We start from the raw sequence: 18,120 nt of genomic DNA on the forward strand, positions 1-18,120 counted from the left end.
CATTCACCTCTGCAGGAAGATGGACGCGTCGCCGGCCTTGTCAGTGAGCCGTCCATTCGCCCACAACCCCATCTCTTCCATCCACTTCTCGAACTCGGGCAGTGGGCTCATGTCGAGTGCCTGCCTGATAGCCGGAGCATCGTGGAAGCTGGTCGTTTGATAGCTCAGCATCGCGTCGTCCCCCATCGGAATGCCCATGATGAAGTTGATGCCGGCAGCGGCAAGCAGCACGGCAAGATTGTCGTTACTGTTCTGGTCGGATCTCGCGTGATTGGTGTAGCAGACGTCACAACCCATCGAGATGCCCGCGAGTTTGCCCATGAAGTGGTCCTCGAGGCCGGCGCGGATGATCTGCACCGAGTCATACAGATACTCTGGACCGATGAAGCCGACCACGGTATTCACCTGGTAGGGATGCCAACGGCGGGCGATTGCGTAGTTGCGAGCTTCAAGCACTAGCTGATCGCCACCATTGTGCGCATCGGCGGACAATGCCGATCCTTGGCCGGTTTCGAAGTACATGTAATTCGGGCCCGAGGTCCAGCAGTACCTTTTTGCCAGACCATAAGCCTCGTCGAGCAGTCCGACAGAAATGCCGAAGCTCTCCATGGCCTTCTGCGAGCCTGCGATGGACTGGAAGATCAGACCTGCCGGAGCTCCCTGCCGCAGACATTCCATCTGCGTGGTGACGTGAGCCAGTACACAGTTCTGGGTCGGAACCTGCCACTTTTGAATGACGTTGTAGGTCATCTCGAGCAGTCGGCTCACCGAGCCGACTGTGTCGTCGGACGGGTTGATGCCGATGACCGAGTCACCCGAGCCGTAAGAAAGGCCTTCGTAAGTGGCTGCCTGGATGCCCTCGACCGAGTCGGTCGGATGGTTCGGCTGAAGTCTGGAACCAATGGTGCCGGGCAGACCCATCGTGTTCTGGCAATGGGTGACGTTGCGGATCTTCTTCGCCCCAACGATCAGATCGAGATTGCCCATCAATTTGGTGACACCGGCAATCATCTCACCTGTCAACGAGTTACTCACCCGGTGCAGATCTGCACCGGTGGTGTGGTTGGAGAGGATCCACTCGCGGAAGTCGCCGACCGTCCAGCCCTTGATATCGTTGTAGATTGTCTCGTTGAGAGCATCATCGATCGCACGGGTGACTTCGTCCTCGTCGTAAGGCACCACCGGATTTTCACGCAGCACGCTCAAGGGGACTTGCGCCAGCACCTCACGTGCGGCAACGCGCTCCGCGGCAGAGATCGCCGCGATGCCTGCCTGCTGGTCACCAGATTTTTCTTCATTGGCTTTCGCCAACAATTCCTTGATGTCAGCGAACTCGTAGGTATGCCCGAAAAGTTTCGTCCGCAACAACATCACTTCACCCCCTGATTTCGATGATCCACGGTCATGCTCCCTTGTTATGCGGGTTTCCCATACCCTTTACCGGCAAATAGATCACCGGTGCGCGTCTGTTCATTCGCCCGAAATCTTGTGGAAGACTTCATGAATAGACGTGGTTGTAATTTCTCGATCTATCCAAGCATCTGCACAGCTGCCTTATTTCGATTGCCGCCCCTTTGGCATGTCTCGGCCCCCGCTTATTCGGGACCGATTTACGAGTTCAGCTCTTTCTGAAAGTGGTTTCGCCGCCGACCTCGAGAGAATCGAGGATCGCCATGATGACGGCATCAACGGGCGCGTCGGTAGTCAGATCGGTGTGCCGCCCAGCACTACCTTCACTGATCAAGACCAGTTCACCCTCACCCGCGCCAATGCCATCGACCGCCACGAATGGCTTACCCTCAAGCTCATCATTGACGGATGTTTCTCGCACTACCAGCAACTTATTGCCACGCAACGTGTCCACCTTGATGGTCGACACCGCCGATCCGACGACTCGAGCAATGCGCATCTGAGTTCAGCTCCCTGAGGGGGTTGCACCGGTATCCGGATCAGAAGTGTCGCCACCAGCGACTACCGTCTTCGCTTCGTCGCTGGCCTTCCCGACGCCAGGGAAGGACCTGGCGAAGATGAGGTAAGCAACAGCCACCGCTGTGATTCCGGCCGCCAGCTTGCCAACGATAACTGCGGCAATCATGTCGGGCATGACACCTGCTGTGAAGCCCAGATGGTCGCCGAAAGCGAAAGCCGCTGATACGGCGAAGGCCGCGTTAAAGATCTTGCCTCTGGCATCCATGTTCTTCATGATCTCGAACATCGCAATGTTGTTCGCGAGCGTCGCGATCAGTCCACCGGCCGCTGTATCGCTGATGCCGATCAATTTACCGAGTGCTGCCAGCGGTTTCTGGCCGAAGGTGACGATCAGATGCACGGCAGGAAACGCGCCTGCCAAGGCCATGGCGATCGATGCCACGGTCGCAAAGCCATCGGTGACCGGAAGCATTTCCCACTCACCCCTGAAAATCATGACCCCGGTCATCTCCTGGAAGATACCAATCACCAGGCCGACGGAGATCATGAATACCAGACCCTTACCGAAAGCTTCGAAGCCTTTGGTCATGGCGTCCGGCTTGAACCAAAGACCGAGAGCGATCAAGGCAGCGGCCAAAATGATCGGCACCGTCTGACGCAACACCCATCCCGCTGGCATACCTGCCACCAAACCAGAGACCACGACCCCGATTGGGATTGTGATAATGCCTGCCAGCACTCCTCGTGCCAGGAAGCCTCGGTCTTCTTTGTTGATGATCCCCAATGCGACCGGGATTGTGAAGACGATCGTCGCGCCCATCATGGCGCCCAACACCAAACCGGAAAGTTTCTGCGCATCTGGATTGTCAGTTAGTGCTTGCGCGAGCGGCCAACCTCCCATGTCATTCGCTAGCAATGTACCCGCGAACATTGCCGGATCGGCTCCCAAGAATTCATAGACCGGACGAATAACGACACCCAGAATCTTCGCGAGAATAGGTGACAAAGCATAGACACCAACCATGGACAACGCCAGCGGCCCCATGGCATTGATGCCATCTTCGAATTTTTCGCCTAAACCAAACCTATTTCCGATTGCCCGGTCCAGCCCGCCCAACACCATACAGATCATTAAAATCCATACAATGACTTCATTAATCCCCACGAAATTCCCCTCGTCCGGCGGGGGCACTTACCCCTAGATGCCCCCAATAACGCGCCACGCCCGCGCGTTTAGATAGATAAAGAACAATCCAGAGCTTCTTTGCATACTGCTGGACATTCACTCAATTATCTTCACGTCAAGACGATTGAATGTTCACCTACCTCAGCGAATCAAACCAGTAGTGCCGACCCGACTGCTTGGCAATATTCCTAATGCCCCACCGCGCTGTAAGTCAAGCCCATCGTTCCGAACTGTCACGAGATCACGAACAGCCCAGCGCAAATCTCCCCGACCGTCCCCAATCGATCTGGACTGCGGCGGCCGCCAAAAAACATTGCGCGCGATGTATTGATCATCGAGCTCACGCTGCGCCGTGACCGTCACTTCGTTTCCTGGTGCTCGTTCGGCTCGACCGACGAACACATCATTCGACAGTTATAGTCAGGAAACCCCGAGTCGCACACGGGCCCGACCAGTCGGGAAACTCGAATGTCGTAATACATCGAACCTCAACGTTGAGATGTGATCCGCTTGCCCTGAATCGGGTGGGATGGACCCTTGGTGCGAGACCCTTGTTCGGGAGAGTCAAACTGTTCGTCCACGACGCGAACGGTACCGCTGGAGTTGACGGCCGCGTTCAGCACAGCCGACCATGACTCGACATCCGGACGCTGACGCAGCAGCTGACGTCGCTCCCGCTCGGTCATGCCGCCCCAAACGCCCCATTCGATGCGATTGTCCAGCGCCTCTGCCAGACATTGGGCGCGCACCGGGCATCCCATACAAATTGTTTTGGCTCTTTTTTGGTCTTTGCCCTCAGGAAATAGGGCGTCATTCATTCCTCTGCATTTGGCCAGCAGCGGCCAGTCTTCAGGGTCAGGCACGGCCATCGACGCACGCTCCCTTCAGTGGTGGGGTAGCCCCCAACTTACACCTGGCGACTAGGGGTGTAAAACTTCCGGGCTGCGCTGAGACGAGTGCTGGACAACGGGCATTCCGCTGCAACGGGCGACGACCCAGGGCAGCTCCTTCAATCTTGCATTCGTGATAGTCAGGACGCCCCTGCCCTGTCTTGCAGAGCCTCATAGGCAGTCCACAACAATGAAGCCGTGCTGCAAACCTGCGTGAGAATTGTCAGTCTCGTCACGTACCCTAGAGGTCGTGAGCGTAAAGACTGCGGGAAGCAAAGCTTATTCGCTGCTGATGTTCGCGGTAGTCAGCATTCTGGCCGGAGTGCTGACTGCCGGACTCGGCGTCCCCTTCGCGGCATTGGCCGCCGGGGTGACCCGGGCGGGCGCGGCAGCGTTGCGAGACGTGCCCGCTGACTTGTCGGTGCCCGAACAGCACGAGGCGTCCAAGATGTACCTGGCCGATGGCTCGGTGCTCGCGACCTTCTTCGACGAGAACCGCCAGTATGTGACGCTCGATCAGATTTCACCCGAGATGCAGGCCGCGCAGATCGGCATCGAGGATCACCGCTTCTATGAGCATGGTGCGGTCGATATTCAGTCGATCGTGCGTGCCGCTCTCGGCAACGCTGCCGGTGGTGGCATCAGCGGCGGCGGGTCGACGCTCACTCAGCAGTACGTGAAGCAGGTGCGGCTGCAGATGTGTAACGGGGATACGGCTTGCGTCGAGGAGGCCCAGGCCCCCAATATGAACCGCAAGATTCTCGAGATGCGCTACGCGATCGCGCTCGAGAACAGCCTGTCCAAGGACGAGATCCTGGAGCGTTACCTCAACATCGCCTACTACGGCGACGGTGCCTATGGGGTGCAGGCGGCAGCGCGGCACTACTTCAATATCGACGCGGCAGATTTGGACGTCGCTCAGGCAGCGATGCTGGCTGGCATCGTACAGAACCCCGGTCAGTCCGATCCCGTCAATAATCCGGACGCAGCCGTCGCGCGCCGCCAGGCCGTGCTGGATGCGCAGGTGCGCTATCAAGGCATGTCGCAAGAGACCGCAGACGAAGCCGCCGCCGCCGGTTTCGATGCTTCCCAGGTGCAGACGATCGGCAGTGGCTGCCAGGGCACTCGCTATCCCTTCATCTGCGACTATGCGTCCAGGGTGCTGACCAGTGACCAGATGTCGGTTTTCGGTGACGACGAGGACGCTCGCCGCGATGTGCTGAACCGCGCAGGTCTGGAGATCACGCTGAGTATCAATCCGACAATTCAGGATGCCGCGCAAAGCACCATCAGCGCTGTCGTCGGGCCTGAGGATGCTGTGATTGCCGTCGCCGACACTGTCGAGAACTCAACCGGACGAATCCTGGCGATGGCTCAGTCGCGTCCGACCATGGGCGAAGGTGCCGGCGAGACGGCCTGGAACTATTCGGTGAACTATGCCATGGGTGGCGCCGACGGGTACCTCTTCGGTTCGACGTTCAAGACCTGGACGGCGGCCGCTGCGATTCAGCAGGGCCATTTCCCCGATTCCACGTACTACAACGTGCAAAAGACGCAGAACTGGCAGGGACAATGGTTCCGCGGTTGCGGCGATGACAAGTTCCAGCTCGGCGACAGTTATTCGACCACCAATGCTGTAAGTGGTCAGGACAAGGGCAACTTCAACATGGTGACCGGCATGATGTGGTCGGTCAACAACTACTGGGTGTCCCTCGAACGCGATGTCGGCGTCTGCCAGGCCGTCGACATGGCCAAGCGGGCCGGAGTCGAGATCTCCCAACCTGTTGAGGGCGAAGCCACCCTGGATGACTACGATTACATTCCGTCGTTCACCCTTGGTGCCGCCAAGGTGACCCCGCTGTCGATGGCCGTCGGATACGGGACCTTCGGCAACCGAGGCACTCGCTGCAATCCGATCATCATCGACTCGCTCTACGACCGCAACGGTGTCGAGATTCCGGCACCCAGCGCCGATTGCCAGCAGACGATCGACCCATCGGTGGCCGACGGCGTGAACTACGTATTGAATAAGACTCATACCTCAGGTTTGTCGTCGTCCACGAATATTCCCAACGGAATCGATCAGGCGTCCAAGACCGGTACCTCTGACAACTCGGCATCGAGCTCGGCGTTCGTCGGCTACACCCCCGACATCTCGACCTCGGTCGTGGTGGCCGGCGACAACATGAGCCCGGCCTGGCAGGCCTTGCCCGAGCAGTCCCGCGATGTCACGCACATTCCGCTCACACCATTGGGTGGCGGAACATTCCACGCCAACGGTCGTAATGATGCGGGTGGCCTCTGGCGTCCGATCATGCAAGTGGCGATGGAAGGCATGCCCCAGTCGAAATTCAACGCGTGGGCCGCGCCCACCGGTCGATGAATAGCGCTGCCCATCCATGAGGAGATGCCAACTCGCCGCGCTCGCGGCCGGAAGCCTGGTGGGTCTGGGAAGTGCAGTAACCGCAGGAGCGTGGGCCGAGGCACGTGCCTTTATCCTGCGCCGGGTCGATGTGCCGATGCTGCCCTTCGGATCGCCCGAGATCAGAGTGCTGCATCTGTCGGATATTCACCTGATGCCCTATCAGTTGCGCAAGCGCCGCTTCATCGACTGGTTGGGCGCTCTTGAGCCCGACCTCGTGATCACGACCGGCGACAACATTTCAAGCGCCGAGTCAATCGGGCCGCTGCTCGATTCGCTGGCTCCGCTACTGGCGCGGCCGGGAGCATTTGTGTTCGGCTCCAACGATTTCGTGGAGCCCGGATTCCGCAATCCGGCAAGCTACCTGTTCGGCAACTCGCGCAAGTCGGCGAAACGTCGCCCGTTGCCCACCTGGCAGCTGAAGGACGCGCTGACCGAGGCCGGCTGGGCCTATCTGGACAACAAGTCGGCGAGGCTCGAAATTGGCGGCCGGACGATCGACTTCCGCGGCACCGGTGACGCTCACCATGGTCTCGACGATTATTCGGCGGTGGCCGGGCCCGCACTCCGAGATGCCGGCCTGACCATCGGCGTGACCCATGCCCCCTATCGACGCATTTTGGACGCCATGACCGCCGACGGTGTGCAGCTGATCTTCGCCGGCCACACTCATGGCGGCCAGATCTGCCTGCCCGTGAATCGGGCGATCATCGACAACTGTGATCTGCCGACCGAGCAGGCGTCCGGACTGAGTATCTGGAGCAGCGAGGGCCGCGCATCCTGGTTGCATGTCTCGGCCGGTATCGGCACGGCCCCGACCGTTCCATTGCGGCTGTTCTGTCGTCCGGAGGCAACGCTGCTGAGATTGGTTGGGCGAGGATAGTCCGACGCCGTAGCCAGACCGCTGCGAGCAGCACGACCACTCCAGAGAATCCGCGCCGAGCAACGCTAGGAAGCCGAGACCGGCCCGTGCTGCATGCGATTCGGGACAACTGAATTGGTGCCCGATCAAAAGGTGCGATAAGCTAGCTCGCGGCTCAAGGGCCATCGGGGTGTGGCGCAGCTTGGTAGCGCGCTTCGTTCGGGACGAAGAGGTCGCAGGTTCAAATCCTGTCACCCCGACGATGTGAAGTCCCGCGACATCGTTCAGTGATGTTGCGGGATTTTTCGTGTTTTTGGCGCGGGTATGTTGCGGGTCATCGTGCATGGTTTGGGGTGGGTGTTGCGGGTCATCGTTCACTTGGTGTGTCGGGTCATGGGTCTGATGCAGGAACAGGTGACAGTTCTGGTTAGGCCGCGAGGGCCAGTTCTTCGTTCATGATGGTCTCGAATTCGATCGGCGTCAAACGACCCAGGCGGGCCTGCCGGCGACGGCGATGATAGGTTCGCTCGATCCACGTGACAATCGCGATGCGAAGCTCCTCACGCGTGGCCCAGGAGCGCCGGTTCAGCACGTTCTTCTGCAACAGGCTGAAGAACGATTCCATCGCCGCGTTGTCACCGCAGGACGCGACTCTGCCCATCGAACCGACAAGTTTGTGCGCAGCGAGTTCACGGCGCAGCTTCCGGCTTCGGAATTGGGATCCTCGGTCCGAATGGACGATGCAGCCCGCAACGTTGCCGCGCATCCGGACGGCGTTTCGGACGGCGCGGACCGCGAGTGACGCTTTCATTCTCGAGTCGATGGAGTAGCCCACGATCCGGCCGCTGAATGCGTCTTTGACGGCGCAGAGATACAGCTTGCCCTCGGCGGTCTTGTGCTCGGTGATATCGGTCAGCCACAGTTCATTCACCCGAGAGGCACTGAACTGGTGACGCTCACGCCCGTCCTCATCGATGACGACGCAGCGGTCGTCGTGAACGGCAGGGCCGGGCTTCTTGCCGTTCTTGCCACGCTTCTTCCCGAACACGCTCCACCACCCATTCGACGACGTGATCCGCCACGCCGTTCGATCCGACATCGACTCGCCCTCCTGGCGGGCTTCGTCGGCGAGGAGCCGATACCCGAACTCCGGGTCATCGCGATGCGCGTCGAACAACGCGTTCGCGCGATACGCCTCGTCCAGCTCCCGCCGGGAGACGGGACGACGCAACCAGCGGTAGTAGGGCTGGCGAGCAAGCTTCAAGACCCGGCACGACACCACGACGGGGATCCCGTCCACGGCGAGCTCACTCACGAGCGGGTAGAGCTGTAATGGCCTCTGGCGGGCCCGCGGCCGGCTGGGATGCTGAGCCGTAGCTCGGCCGAGTGACTCCGGGTAGAACCGACTCGTGAATAGTTCGCGATGTCTTCAAAAGGACGTGTCCTCGGCTGAGCTACGGCTCGGTCTCTCCGCGCAGATGCCTTGATCAGAAGCCTGTCCGTCCCCAGGGGCGTGACTCATTACAGATGTGACTCTGAGCGACCCGGGCCAGTCCGCTGATGTGCTGACGACTGGAGGAACTCACCATGACCACCGTTACTGAACGCTACGAGCACGTCGTAGGGATCGATACCCACGCGCGTACTCACACGTATTGCATCATCGAATCCCGGACGGGAGCGGTGGTCGATACGAGATCGTTCCCGACTACTGCCCCCGGGATGCAGCGTGCAGTCACCTGGATCCGACGAAGGACTCACGGGAAGCCGGTGCTCGCCGCCGTGGAGGGTACTTCCTCGTACGGTGCCGGCATCACCACCGCCCTTCTGACAGAGGGGATCGAGGTGGCCGAGATCCGACCTCTCTACCGCCGTTCCCGAGCACAAACAGGCAAGTCGGACCCGCTGGATGCAGAAGCAGCCGCTCGAACGGCGCTTTCCACGGACGTCGAGAAACTTGCTCAGCCACGTCGCTTCGGTGACCGCGCGGCGCTCCGCGTGCTGCTGGCGAGCCGGTCACTGATCGATCAGCAGCGCACGGCCAACAAGAACGCGCTCACAGCACTCCTGCGCACCACCGACGTCGGAATAGATGCGCGCAAACCGCTCACAGACGCGCAAATCGCCACCATCGCGACCTGGCGAACCGGGCGAGATCAGCCATCGAAACGAGTCTTCCGGGAAGAGGGAAGAAGGCTGGCCAAGTCGATCATCGAGCAGACCAGGTCACTTCAGCAGAACCACCAGGCGCTGTCCGTGCTGACCGAGACTCTTGCCCCGGGCCTCCAGAGCATCCCGGGGGTCGGCGCGGTCACAGGAGCGATCCTGGTGGCCTCGTACTCGCATCACGGGCGGGTGCGCTCTGAAGCGGCTTTCGCCGCTCTCGGCGGTATAGCTCCATTGCCGGCCTCCTCGGGCAACACCAGTCGCCACCGACTCTCCCGCTCGGGCGACCGGCAACTCAACCGTGCCGTCGATGTCGTCGTCCGCACGCGGATGAGCTACGACCCCGTCACCTGCGAATACGTTGAGCGCCGGCGTGCCGAAGGGCTCTCCAAGCGCGAGATTCGACGGTGCCTCAAGCGATACGTCTGCAGGTCTCTGTTCCGAGAACTTCGGACTCGGATGGCTTGACACGGAGGCATAGAAGCGTCCCTTTTCCCGGCAGATGCGCCTGCGCGAAATACGCGGCCGCGCGACGCAGCACCTCGTTCTCCTGCTCGAGGAGCCGGTTGCGCTTACGCAGCTCACGTACCTCCACGGACTCCTGCTTCGTCTCGCCCGGCTGATCACCGGCCTCGATGCGGGCTTGTCGCATCCACTTGTCGAGAGTGCCGACATGGACGCCGAAGTCTTTCGCGATCTGCGCGAGAGTGACTTCTGGATCACGATTCTCCGCGACACGGACCACGTCGTCACGGAACTCCTTGGGGAACGGCTTGGGCATGATGACATCCTTCCAGGCCAGCGCTCTTGACTAGCCATGTTCAATGTCACCTGTTCCTGCATCAGACCCCGACCGCGTCGAGGCCGGCTTGCCGGTATCGGGCGAGCAGTATGTAGATCCACCGTTCTGAAACGTTGAATCGGGTAGCAGCTTCGCTTGGTGATAGGCCGCCCTCGATGATGGCCAGGACGATGACACGGTTCTTGTTTGATTGGTTCATGACTGAACGATGACGCGGCACACCAGGTGAATGATGCCGCGACACATGCTCTGCACGATGTCCTGAAACACTAAGTGAACGATGACACGGGACACCAATGAACGATGTCCTGCAACCAGACACCGTCACCCCGACGAAAGTCGAGAGCAATCGAGCTTGCTCGAATTGCCGAGGCCAAGGAGAGGGTTGAGTGCATCAGCGTAAGCACCCCGACACTGTAAAGTCCGCGACATCGTTTACTGATGCTGCGGGATTTTTCTTATTTTTGGCGCGGATATGGTGCGGGTCGTCGTGCATGGTCACCCCGGTGCAGGCTCCGTTGCTGTCGGCGAGGGGCAAGCTTTCTTTGCGGTTCCCGCGCCCGTAAACTTCGGTCATGACGCCGAAACTTGCCGACTACATCGAAGCCGGGTATGAGGTAGTCAGCCAGCGGGTGAATGATCTTCTCACTGGCAAGGTGAAGTCTGTGAGCGGCCAGGAATCCTTCGACCGTATCCGCGCCCGGCTCGACGCGCTGCACGAGTGATACTTGACTGGGACCAGCACCCTGATGCTGAAGAAGAACTTGCGCTGGCCGCCGAATGGTAAGAGCGTAGGGAGCCTGGCGTGGGCTACGAGCTGGCTCAAGCAGCGCGAGACGCTGTCGAGAGCATCCTCGATCCAACGATGCACTGGAGCTACTACCGCGCGAAAAAGACTGAGCCACAGATCTATTCACGGCGAGTCTCGGGATTCCCGTTCCATGTCATCTACTTCTTTCACGAGGCCGAGATCATGGTTGTTGTGTGCGCTCATGAACGCCGTCGTCCGGGCTATTGGGAGTATCGGCTGAACGACTGAATTGATGTGTCTACTATCTGCGCTGCGAACGCGCACTCACCGACTTGACAGGCCGAGTATGTTTTCTCCTTGGGTCCAACGAAGATCTGCTTCACGGCCGGCCGCGCACAGCGCGGAATCCCCGGGGTGGATCGGCCCCGGATCTGACGGTAGGCGCGCGTCATGTGCACCGCTCGGCGGAGATGGGCTGGGCCTGAGACCGACCAGCAATGGCGGCCCCGTAACAACTAGCATCGACGCCGGCCGATCCGGCGCCGGACATGTCGGCCGTCAAGAAGGGGTATTCATGACCACCCTCGCTGCTCCCACTGTCGCTCCGATTCATCCCGGCGAGATCCTCCGGGAGGAGCTACTGATCCCGCTCGGCGTCTCCCCCAAGCGCCTCGCGCAGGCCACCGGGCTATCGCTCGCGCAGATCCAGAACCTCGTCCATTGCAAATGCAGCGTCAACCAGGACGCAGCACAGCGCCTGGCCCACTACTTCGGCACCACTGATCAGTTCTGGCTCGGCCTCCAAGACAGCTACGACCTCGAATCGGCCCAAGCCGCCTGTCTTTGCTGACCCGGGCGTCCCGCTTGATGTCCAGGTGAGCACTCCAGGGCCAACCCAACTATTGTGTGAGACATGCTGATCAGCGCCTACTCGACGCGGTACGAGCATGTGCCGCACGACTTCACCCCCGTGGACGAGCATTTTCGCTGGCACACCTCCGGTGAACAAGATGCCTTCTTCACCGCCGATCTTGCAGCACTCGAGGATTACGTCAGGCGCGCGGGCGCCGGTCAACCGGGCGAATCCATCTGCCTTCTGCTGCGCCACGTTCGCGACACCCAGCGCAGCTACACCTTCACTCTCGATGCGTCCGAATCCACCCAGCTGACAGCCCTTGCTGCGTGGGCGACCACGGCCAACGCGATCCTGGTCGCAGAAGGCGCCGTACTCGACCCGACCGGGCGTCCGCTGTTGGCAGGCGCCCATGGCGCACCAACCGGACGCGTCCCGCTGACCACTGAATCGACCCATCGGGCACAGACCATTCGCGGGTGGCTGGCCTCTGCCCACGGTTTGCAGGTACCTGGCGAGCTGCCGCCGGTGCGCAGCCGCGACGAAACCCGGGTGCGGGACGCCTCGGACGTGGGGCTGCGAATCATCGCCCTCGTCATGACCAACGACTTCGCAGGCTCGGTCATCGCCAAAAAGCCCCTCGACCCCCGCGCCATGCGGGCGGTGTTCCCGCACGCGATGTCGGCACTGTCCCCATCGGAGCGTGAGCTCATGGACGCCCACGACCTCGACCTGGCCCGCCGCCTGCAGTCAGGCTCCGAGGCCGCCAATGAGCTGCTGTGGGCAATCGATCGCACCACCCTGGGTTGGCCCTCGGTGGCCTGCCAGCCTGCCAAGGTGAAGGAGATCGCATTCCAAGGCGGCGAACAGGGCTTCTTGGAGGGAATTCAGGCACGCGACCTCGGTGAGCTACTGGACGAGTACGAATGCCTCGCGTCGTTGAAATGGGCGCTCGACAACCGCGATCCTTCGCATGCCCAGGCCGGCTCCGGAGCAGATCCGGTCATCGTCACCCAACGCTGCAATGCGCTCGAGTGGCTGCTCAAACCGCAGCTGGCCTGGGACGACGTCGCAAGCTGAGCTCCCGCTACACAGGCTGCTACAGCACGCGGATCTGACTCAATGCCCGCCCCAGAGCGATCCGTCGTGACCATTCGGTCAGGTAGTCCGAAACCACCGCTTGAGTATTCCAATGAACGCAGTGGAAATCATCCCGGACCTCGGGCTCAGCGCTTGCTCCCCAGCTGCGGCAGATGCAGCCTGCGCAGCACCGGATTGACCAGATCGAAGAACTCAAAGATCCTCATCAGCCAGGCGCCGATCACCAGCAGCGCGATGAAGACCACACCGCCGGCGACTCCCCCGCCGACTTGCCAGATCCATGCGCCCGCTCCTCCGAAGGCCAACACCAGCCGGTAGGTCAACCATGCGCTGACCCCGGCGATCGCCGATGCGATGAACAGCCGGATGTACAAGGCGAGCACCGATCCCAATCCGAGCCCACCGATCTGGCGCCTGGCGTAGGCGACGAAGACCAGGGCCACCGTCATATTGCCGAAGAACATACCCAAGCAGATCGTCAACAGCCCGTACTCCAAGGGGACGACATAGGCCAACGCCCCGAAACCCACTTGGATCGCCGTCAGCAGGCTTTGCATCCACAGGTTGGTCTTGCCCTGCTCGGTGGCGAAGCAGTACCGCTGCTGCAAGGTGACGATCGTGTAGCCCAGCATGGCCGCACACATGACCATCAATGCCTGGGCGATGCCGCGGGCCTGGTCTGCGTCCACAGAGAAATAGACGACCCGCACCGCGGGGGTGGCGAGGGCGAAGAAGAGCACCGCCACCGGAATGATGCCCAAAGCCGGCAGCGTCAGCCCTCGATGCACCAGGTCTTGCATATCGCGCAATCCCACCTTCGGGTCATCGCGGCGTTGCCAGGCCCTGGCCAACTGCGGGAAGAGCGCCGTCAACAACGAGACCGCGATCAGCGAATACGGCATCTGGAACAGGCTCAGCGCGCTTTGATAGTGCACGTAGTTGCCGACCTCGGTGCCCTGCGCATGGCTGGCATCAGCGAGATAGGTACCGACCTTCATGATGAACAGGCCGCCCGCCTGAGCGATCACCAATGCCAAGAAGGTCAGCCCGGCGAAGCGTCCGAACTGGCCGAAGCCATGCCCGCGCAGCCCCCAACGTGGACGCCAGCGGAACCCCGAGCGGTAGAGCGGGGGAATCAAGATCGCGGCCTGCACCGCGATGCCCAACGTGGCGCTGCCCGCCATCACCCAGATCATCTCGGCCGTCCAGCTGGCGGCATCGGGCTGTTTGCCCCACATCCACAAGAAGACGATCAAGCCCGCGATCGCGATCACATTATTGGCCACCGGCGCCCAGCCGAATGCCCCGAACCGGCCACGCGCGTTCAAGATGTTCCCGAGAACGGCGAATATGCCGTAGAAGAGCACCTGCGGCATGCAGATGAACGCGAAAGCTATGGCCAGATCCAGCCCGGTGCCCGACAGCGAGGTGAGCGCCGTCATCAGCAATCCGGCGCCCGCGGTACACACCAGCGCGACCCCGGCGATCAGCGCGAATGCAGCCGTCAGCAGGCGGTTCACGAAGTCCTGGCCGCCGTCGGGGCGCTTCATCGCCTTGGTGATCTGTGGGATCAGCACGGCGTTCAAAATGCCGTCCGACAACAAAACCAGAAAGAAGTTGGGCAACGTGTTGGCGGCCTTGAACGCCGTACCCGCGATCGCGGTGCCGAGCACCGCCAATTGCAGGGAGGCATTGACCATGCCGAGGATGCGGCTCACCAGAGTTCCGGACGCCATCAGCAGTGAGTTGCGGCCGAGGTTCTTACGATCGGTTTCGTCGATCTGGTCAAGCATCGCCCCGGGTTGTTCTTCGCCGGTCGTCTCGGCTCCGCTGGTTCCGACCGTGGGCAGCAGTTCGGTTTTCCCGGCGTCGGCATCGTCCGGCGGTTGCTCCGGCCGGCGTGGGGCATGCCGGGTGGACGAAGCAGAATTCGGATAGTCGCCGAACTCGCTCGTCCAATCGATCTTCGGGATCAGCCGGGTCTCGATGAATGCCTCGGCATCATCGAAGCGCTGGAAAGAGCTGGTTGCGGGCTCGTAGGAATCTGCCGCCCTTTTGGGGACGGCAGCGCCTGCTGGGGGGTTGGCAGCGGCCCTGCGGGGACGCTGCTCGGGAGGCCGGTTGCCTGAGCTCAACGCCCGGTTCCTGCGTAGACGACCGCCTCCTGGTCGCTATCGAGGCCGAAGGCGGTGTGAGCGGCCTGAACTGCCGCGTCCACATCGGCAACGTCGACAACCACCGAGATACGGATCTCCGAGGTGGAGATCATCGAAATGTTGATGCCGGCCTTGGCCAGCGCACTGAAGAAATCCGCGGTGACACCGGGATGGGTGCGCATGCCGACGCCGACCACCGAGACCTTGCCGATCTTGTCGTCGTAGCGGACCTCGGAGAATCCGATGCGTTCCTTGGCCTCGGTCAGCGCCTCCATCGCCTTTGCCCCATCGCTCATCGGCAGCGTGAAGGTGATGTCAGTCGCGCCGGTCGAAACCGCCGAAACGTTCTGGACGATCATGTCGACGTTGATGTCCTGATCGGCGATGATGTCGAAGATGGACGCTGCCACGCCGGGCTTGTCGGGCACGCCCACCACGGTGATCTTGGCCTCGCTACGGTCGTGAGCGATGCCGCTGATGATGGCTTCTTCCATGGCGTTGCCTTTCTCAAGACTGATCTGGCCGGTGACCAAAGTGCCGGGCTTGTCGCTGAACGAGCTGCGCACATGCACGGTGACGCCCTCGCGGCGGGCATATTCGACACAGCGCAGATGCAAGATCTTCGCGCCGCAGGCAGCAAGTTCGAGCATCTCGTCGTAGCTGATCTTGGACAGTTGGCGGGCGCCGTGCACGATGCGGGGGTCGGCGCTGAAGACACCGTCGACATCCGAATAGATTTCGCAGACATCGGCGCCCAGGGAGGCCGCGAGCGCGACCGCCGTGGTGTCGGAGGCGCCTCGTCCGAGGGTGGTGACGTCTTTGGTGGCCTGGGCGACGCCCTGGAATCCGGCGACGATGACGATAAAGCCCTCCGACAGCGACTTCTCGATGCGTCCGGGGGTGATCTTGATGATGCGGGCGTTGCCGTGCTGGGCGGTGGTGATGACACCGGCCTGACTACCGGTGTAGCTGAGTGCCTGGCCACCCAGATCGTTGAGGGCCATGGCCAGCAGCGCGGCGGACTGCCGTTCGCCGGTGGTGAGCAGCATGTCCAACTCGCGGGCCTGCGGATCGGGGCTGACCTCAAGGGCGAGGTCCATCAGATCATCGGTGGTGTCACCCATCGCAGAGATGACGACGACGACCTCGTTGCCGGCCTGGCCGGCCGCCAAAACCCGCTTGGCAACACGCTTGATCGACTCGGCGTCGGCAACCGACGAACCGCCGAATTTCTGGACGATCCGGTGTTTGCCACTCTGGTTCATCTGTGCCTCCCTGACGCCCATGGAGCAGTCCGACGCCGGATCAACTCTAGCCGGTCGCCGTAAGCTGTAAGCGGCGGTTCCAGCCACAGGGGGTGCAGCGCGCAGATGGGCCAGATCGATTGGACGCTCTTCGGGTCGGAGGCGCTCTATGTACTGGCCTCCGCCGTGCTGTGCGGGTCGGTGGGCTTGGAACGGCAGATCCATCACAAGAACGCTGGTGTGCGCACCCACGCGTTGGTGGGGATGGGCGCCTGCCTGTTCACCATCGTCGGCATGTATCCGCTGCTGAATGCGGCCCACCCGATCACCTGGGACGCGATGCGAGTGGCCGCCCAGGTGGTCAGCGGCATCGGCTTTCTCGGCGCGGGCGTCATCTTCGTGAACCGGGACTCGGTGCGCGGTATGACAACGGCGGCCGGTATCTGGCTGTCGGCGGCCGTCGGCATGTCGTGCGGCGCAGGGCTACTGCTGTTGGCCCTTGTCACAACAGTGCTCTACCTCATCATCGTGTTGGGGGTTGGGCCGCTTGTCCGCCGCCTTCCGGGCAGCGATCGCCGGATGCTGGTGCGAATCTGCTACGAGGATCAGCTCGGGGTGCTGAGACGCGTACTGACGGCGTCCACCGAAATGGGGTTTCAATCGTCGGTGATCTCGACGAGACAGCGCCGCGAATCTGACCCGCCGAGCGTGGAGGTCGTCGTCCGGTTCAGTGGCGGCCTGCCGCTGCGTGACCTGGTTGCCGAGCTATCCGAAATCAAGGGCGTGCAATCGGCGGTCATCTTCGAAGACTCACACGACTCGGACGAGTGAGCGCGGGCAAGAACCTTCTTTCCGATAGCGGGCTTGGATAAGCCGGTCTCTTGCAGCAGGCTGGGTTACAAAGGGTTTTGACAAAGAATTCACGCGTCGGTTGGCGGCTCCGGCGAACAACGTCCGGGAGGCTGCATGCCGCGAAGCTCTTTGGAACCCCTCATTACCAAGGAAGGAGAAAACTCATGGCAACGCTCGATGGCAAGAAGATTCTCATCCTCTCGACGAACTATGGGACCGAATCTGCGGAGCTCACCAAGCCGCTGGCCTATCTCAAGGAACAGGGTGCGGACGTGACGGTCGCGGCTCCGCAGACCGACACCATTCAGACCCTCGAAGGCGACAAGACGCCAGGAGCGACGGTCGACCCCGACATCTCGCTCGCCGACGCCAACCCGTCAGACTACGATGCCGTCGTCGTCCCCGGTGGCACCATCAACGCCGACTCGCTACGTGTCGATCCCGACGCCCAGCGCATCGTCCAGGCGTTCGCCAACAACGGCAAGGTCGTCGCGGCCATCTGCCACGCACCGTGGCTGCTGATCAACTCCGGCGTGGCCGGGGGCAAGACGACGACCTCCTATCCGACGCTGAGTCTCGACCTGACAAATGCCGGAGCCACCTGGGTCAACCAAGAGGTGAAGGTATGCCCGGCCAACGGCTGGACGCTGATCACCTCGCGCAATCCCGGTGACATCCCCGCATTCAACCAGGCGATCACCGAGCAGCTGACCGGTGCGGCTGCGTAAGTCGCGCTCGACGAACTGCTAACAGCCTCTGGCCGCAACACGTCACCGGCGGGCAGGACAGAGAATATTGGCTGATGGTGCGGGCCCGGAGTCAAAATGAGACCCGGGCCCGCACCACTTTTGCGTCCATGGAAGCGCCTTTAGGCGTATCCCTTGACTTCACGCATACCCTTTGACC

15 protein-coding genes, 1 tRNA gene and 3 pseudogenes are annotated in these 18,120 nt (G+C 61.4%); 10 read left to right on the forward strand and 9 right to left on the reverse strand.

Going from position 1 to position 18,120, the window contains the following annotated elements; all coding sequences use genetic code 11:
- Positions 1–3: 3 nt before the first annotated feature.
- The 4 genes and pseudogenes from QQ658_RS11540 to QQ658_RS11555 form a co-directional block, all read right to left on the reverse strand.
- Positions 4–1,371, reverse strand: a complete 1,368-nt coding sequence (locus QQ658_RS11540; RefSeq protein WP_286024991.1) for an ethanolamine ammonia-lyase subunit EutB — start codon at positions 1,369–1,371, stop codon at positions 4–6.
- A gap of 247 nt (positions 1,372–1,618) precedes the next feature.
- A complete protein-coding gene (locus QQ658_RS11545; protein ID WP_286024992.1) occupies positions 1,619–1,909 on the reverse strand; it encodes a EutN/CcmL family microcompartment protein in 291 nt (96 codons plus the stop codon).
- A 6-nt stretch (positions 1,910–1,915) separates the two neighbouring features.
- A complete protein-coding gene (locus QQ658_RS11550; protein WP_286024993.1) occupies positions 1,916–3,094 on the reverse strand; it encodes an ethanolamine utilization protein EutH in 1,179 nt (392 codons plus the stop codon).
- A gap of 632 nt (positions 3,095–3,726) precedes the next feature.
- Positions 3,727–3,984, reverse strand: a pseudogene (locus QQ658_RS11555) (WhiB family transcriptional regulator); the annotation flags it as partial.
- A 271-nt stretch (positions 3,985–4,255) separates the two neighbouring features.
- Here QQ658_RS11555 and QQ658_RS11560 point away from each other — a divergent pair.
- From QQ658_RS11560 to QQ658_RS11570, 3 genes are all read left to right on the forward strand, one after another.
- Positions 4,256–6,388, forward strand: coding sequence for a transglycosylase domain-containing protein (locus QQ658_RS11560; RefSeq protein WP_286024994.1), 2,133 nt, complete (start codon positions 4,256–4,258; stop codon positions 6,386–6,388).
- A 16-nt stretch (positions 6,389–6,404) separates the two neighbouring features.
- On the forward strand, positions 6,405–7,310 hold the full coding sequence (locus tag QQ658_RS11565; RefSeq protein WP_286024995.1) for a metallophosphoesterase: 906 nt from the start codon (positions 6,405–6,407) through the stop codon (positions 7,308–7,310).
- 165 nt (positions 7,311–7,475) lie between these two features.
- Positions 7,476–7,549, forward strand: a tRNA-Pro gene (locus QQ658_RS11570).
- A 167-nt stretch (positions 7,550–7,716) separates the two neighbouring features.
- Here the strand turns inward: QQ658_RS11570 and QQ658_RS11575 are convergent.
- A pseudogene (locus QQ658_RS11575) lies at positions 7,717–8,625 on the reverse strand (IS3 family transposase); the annotation flags it as partial.
- A 251-nt stretch (positions 8,626–8,876) separates the two neighbouring features.
- Between QQ658_RS11575 and QQ658_RS11580 the strand changes: the two are divergent.
- Positions 8,877–9,923, forward strand: coding sequence for an IS110 family RNA-guided transposase (locus tag QQ658_RS11580; RefSeq protein WP_286024996.1), 1,047 nt, complete (start codon positions 8,877–8,879; stop codon positions 9,921–9,923).
- A 40-nt stretch (positions 9,924–9,963) separates the two neighbouring features.
- Here the strand turns inward: QQ658_RS11580 and QQ658_RS11585 are convergent.
- Both QQ658_RS11585 and QQ658_RS11590 read right to left on the reverse strand, forming a co-directional pair.
- Positions 9,964–10,236, reverse strand: a pseudogene (locus QQ658_RS11585) (transposase); the annotation flags it as partial.
- Positions 10,237–10,297: 61 nt separating this feature from the next.
- Complete coding sequence (locus QQ658_RS11590) at positions 10,298–10,456, reverse strand: helix-turn-helix domain-containing protein (RefSeq protein WP_286024997.1); 159 nt, start codon at positions 10,454–10,456, stop codon at positions 10,298–10,300.
- A gap of 376 nt (positions 10,457–10,832) precedes the next feature.
- On the opposite strand from QQ658_RS11590, the gene QQ658_RS11595 reads away from it, so the two are divergent.
- From QQ658_RS11595 to QQ658_RS11610, 4 genes are all read left to right on the forward strand, one after another.
- Positions 10,833–10,982, forward strand: coding sequence for a hypothetical protein (locus QQ658_RS11595; RefSeq protein ID WP_286024998.1), 150 nt, complete (start codon positions 10,833–10,835; stop codon positions 10,980–10,982).
- Positions 10,983–11,062: 80 nt separating this feature from the next.
- Positions 11,063–11,296, forward strand: a complete 234-nt coding sequence (locus tag QQ658_RS11600) for a hypothetical protein (protein WP_286024999.1) — start codon at positions 11,063–11,065, stop codon at positions 11,294–11,296.
- 286 nt (positions 11,297–11,582) lie between these two features.
- Entirely contained in the window at positions 11,583–11,858 is a 276-nt protein-coding gene (locus tag QQ658_RS11605; RefSeq protein ID WP_286025000.1) for a HigA family addiction module antitoxin, read from the forward strand.
- 63 nt (positions 11,859–11,921) lie between these two features.
- Complete coding sequence (locus tag QQ658_RS11610) at positions 11,922–12,941, forward strand: DUF4272 domain-containing protein (protein ID WP_286025001.1); 1,020 nt, start codon at positions 11,922–11,924, stop codon at positions 12,939–12,941.
- 146 nt (positions 12,942–13,087) lie between these two features.
- Here the strand turns inward: QQ658_RS11610 and murJ are convergent, their stop codons facing one another.
- Both murJ and QQ658_RS11620 read right to left on the reverse strand, forming a co-directional pair.
- Complete coding sequence (gene murJ, locus QQ658_RS11615) at positions 13,088–15,097, reverse strand: murein biosynthesis integral membrane protein MurJ (RefSeq protein WP_286025002.1); 2,010 nt, start codon at positions 15,095–15,097, stop codon at positions 13,088–13,090.
- Positions 15,094–16,383 (reverse strand): aspartate kinase, encoded by a 1,290-nt coding sequence (locus QQ658_RS11620; protein ID WP_286025003.1) that lies wholly within the window; start codon positions 16,381–16,383, stop codon positions 15,094–15,096. Before QQ658_RS11620 ends, murJ begins: the two co-directional genes overlap by 4 nt.
- A 105-nt stretch (positions 16,384–16,488) precedes the next feature.
- On the opposite strand from QQ658_RS11620, the gene QQ658_RS11625 reads away from it, so the two are divergent.
- Together QQ658_RS11625 and QQ658_RS11630 are read left to right on the forward strand one after the other, a co-directional pair.
- Positions 16,489–17,193 carry an MgtC/SapB family protein gene (locus QQ658_RS11625; protein WP_286025004.1) on the forward strand — a complete coding sequence of 235 codons (705 nt, stop codon included), beginning with the start codon at positions 16,489–16,491 and terminating at the stop codon, positions 17,191–17,193.
- Positions 17,194–17,378: 185 nt separating this feature from the next.
- On the forward strand, positions 17,379–17,942 hold the full coding sequence (locus QQ658_RS11630) for a type 1 glutamine amidotransferase domain-containing protein (RefSeq protein ID WP_286025005.1): 564 nt from the start codon (positions 17,379–17,381) through the stop codon (positions 17,940–17,942).
- The last annotated feature ends 178 nt before the right edge of the window (positions 17,943–18,120 follow it).

The sequence above is a fragment of the Propionimicrobium sp. PCR01-08-3 genome, from assembly GCF_030286045.1.
Lineage (GTDB): Bacteria > Actinomycetota > Actinomycetes > Propionibacteriales > Propionibacteriaceae > Brooklawnia.

Coding starts and splice junctions, on each gene's coding strand:
- QQ658_RS11540 (WP_286024991.1), bottom strand. CDS start 1,371: ATGTTGTTGCGGACGAAACTTTTCGGGCATACCTACGAGTTCGCTGAC.
- QQ658_RS11545 (WP_286024992.1), bottom strand. CDS start 1,909: ATGCGCATTGCTCGAGTCGTCGGATCGGCGGTGTCGACCATCAAGGTG.
- QQ658_RS11565 (WP_286024995.1), top strand. CDS start 6,405: ATGAGGAGATGCCAACTCGCCGCGCTCGCGGCCGGAAGCCTGGTGGGT.
- QQ658_RS11580 (WP_286024996.1), top strand. CDS start 8,877: ATGACCACCGTTACTGAACGCTACGAGCACGTCGTAGGGATCGATACC.
- QQ658_RS11590 (WP_286024997.1), bottom strand. CDS start 10,456: ATGAACCAATCAAACAAGAACCGTGTCATCGTCCTGGCCATCATCGAG.
- QQ658_RS11595 (WP_286024998.1), top strand. CDS start 10,833: ATGACGCCGAAACTTGCCGACTACATCGAAGCCGGGTATGAGGTAGTC.
- QQ658_RS11605 (WP_286025000.1), top strand. CDS start 11,583: ATGACCACCCTCGCTGCTCCCACTGTCGCTCCGATTCATCCCGGCGAG.
- QQ658_RS11610 (WP_286025001.1), top strand. CDS start 11,922: ATGCTGATCAGCGCCTACTCGACGCGGTACGAGCATGTGCCGCACGAC.
- QQ658_RS11620 (WP_286025003.1), bottom strand. CDS start 16,383: ATGAACCAGAGTGGCAAACACCGGATCGTCCAGAAATTCGGCGGTTCG.
- QQ658_RS11625 (WP_286025004.1), top strand. CDS start 16,489: ATGGGCCAGATCGATTGGACGCTCTTCGGGTCGGAGGCGCTCTATGTA.
- QQ658_RS11630 (WP_286025005.1), top strand. CDS start 17,379: ATGGCAACGCTCGATGGCAAGAAGATTCTCATCCTCTCGACGAACTAT.